The 1672-nt window shown below is 28.9% G+C and carries 2 protein-coding genes; both read left to right on the top strand.

Features of this window, described 5'->3' with window-relative positions; translation table 11 throughout:
- Positions 1-71 precede the first annotated feature (71 nt).
- Positions 72-776 (top strand): DUF6090 family protein, encoded by a 705-nt coding sequence (locus ACY2RU_RS17490; protein WP_490139772.1) that lies wholly within the window; start codon positions 72-74, stop codon positions 774-776.
- Between the two features lie 2 nt (positions 777-778).
- The gene (locus ACY2RU_RS17485) at positions 779-1537 is read left to right on the top strand and encodes a hypothetical protein (RefSeq protein WP_490139771.1); all 759 of its coding nucleotides are present in this window, start codon (positions 779-781) and stop codon (positions 1535-1537) included.
- Positions 1538-1672: the final 135 nt, after the last annotated feature.

Below are 1672 nucleotides of genomic sequence, written 5' to 3'. Positions count from 1 at the left end.
CGTTGTGCTTCATTACCAGAAACCGCTAACCAATGATTAAATTCTTTAGAAAAATTCGCCAAAACTTACTTATGGAAAACAAAACAGCTAAATACTTTAAATATGCTATTGGAGAAATCATCTTAGTGATGATTGGTATTCTTTTAGCACTTCAGGTAAATGATTGGAATGCCAGAAGAATATTGAAATCCAAAGAGCAGGTCTATTTAAAACAAATTAGAATTAGCTTAAACAATGATTTAGAAAGCATAAAAGAAGTAAAAGAATTTAATGCTGAAAAAGCTTCTTACATAGACTCAACCTTTATAGTGTTAGAACAGTCTTCTAATCCTGAAAAATATTTGCCTCTAATTACAAATTACCTGTTTGTAATGGGTGAGTTTAATGTTTTTGAACCTAATAATATTGCTTTTGAAAATATGATAGCTTCAGAAAATATTGATCTCATTACTAACATGGAGTTAAGAAAAAGCCTTTCACTATATTACAAAAGAGATTTTGTGAATAGTACCCAAGAACGTATTAAAGAGCAAACGCGTCAATTTGTAGATTATATTACCCCTAAAATAACCAACAGACAATTTGCAAAACAATTTACGAAACACGATTCTCATTTGCCCGATATTTCAAAGATTAACATTCATAGTGACCAACAAATTTATGCTCACCTACTTATTATGATTTTAAACATGGATAATCATAATGAACTTTTAGATACTACTACTGAAGAAATAAAGCGTTTACTAGACTTAATTGATATTAATCTAATATCATAGGTATGATAAAATTCTTTAGAAAAATTAGACAAAAAATGCTAACTGAAAATAAGTTCAGCAAATATTTTCTTTATGCTATTGGAGAAATAATCTTGGTCGTTATTGGTATTTTAATTGCGCTTCAAGTAAATAATCAAAATCAAGTCAAAAATGAAAAAAACGCACTCAAAAATTATTTAGATAAAATTGCTAAAAATGTAGAAAGTGATTTAAAAGTTAGTGAGCTTATGATTAAAACACGAACTGAACAATCACAATTGTGCGCTAATGCAACAGAATTGATTTCAAATAAAAACTGGAATGACCAAAAAACCATAACCTCTGCTATATTTGTTATGATTATTGAGCAACCGTTGAATTATAATCGTAGTGGATTTGAATCTTTAAAGAATTCTGGGTATTTACAACATCTTGACAATCCAAAAGTTGAAGAACTGATTTACAATTATTACAATGCAGTAGATAAAGTTATATTTGAAGAAACAAGTCTACAAGTTTGGGCAAATGATTTGGATTTAGAATTACACAAAAGTGGCTTCTTTTCAGAATGGATTGAACTTGAAAAAAGGCCAAATCAAAAACTTAATGAAGTTGTTGGGAATTACACAAATGAACTTTGTGAGCATAAAGGAAATGATATTGTATTGTCTCTTTTATATAGAGGTTTCTTATTTACTGCAGACTTGACAAGTTTCTATAAAGAACAAGTAACTTTCGGAAATGAATTATTATTAGCAATAGAGAATTACGATAAAAAATAACGAAAGCACAACAATGTGTATAATTCATTGCTAGTTCTAGCCTACTTGGAAATTCCTTCGGAATTTCCTCTGGTTCGTTTTTGTTTACTAATTTAGTTACTGAAACACGCAACGAAATCATACACAAACACGTTA

This window comes from Ulvibacter sp. 2305UL32-6 (genome assembly GCF_058148545.1).
This window is presented reverse-complemented; position numbering and strand designations above follow the sequence as displayed.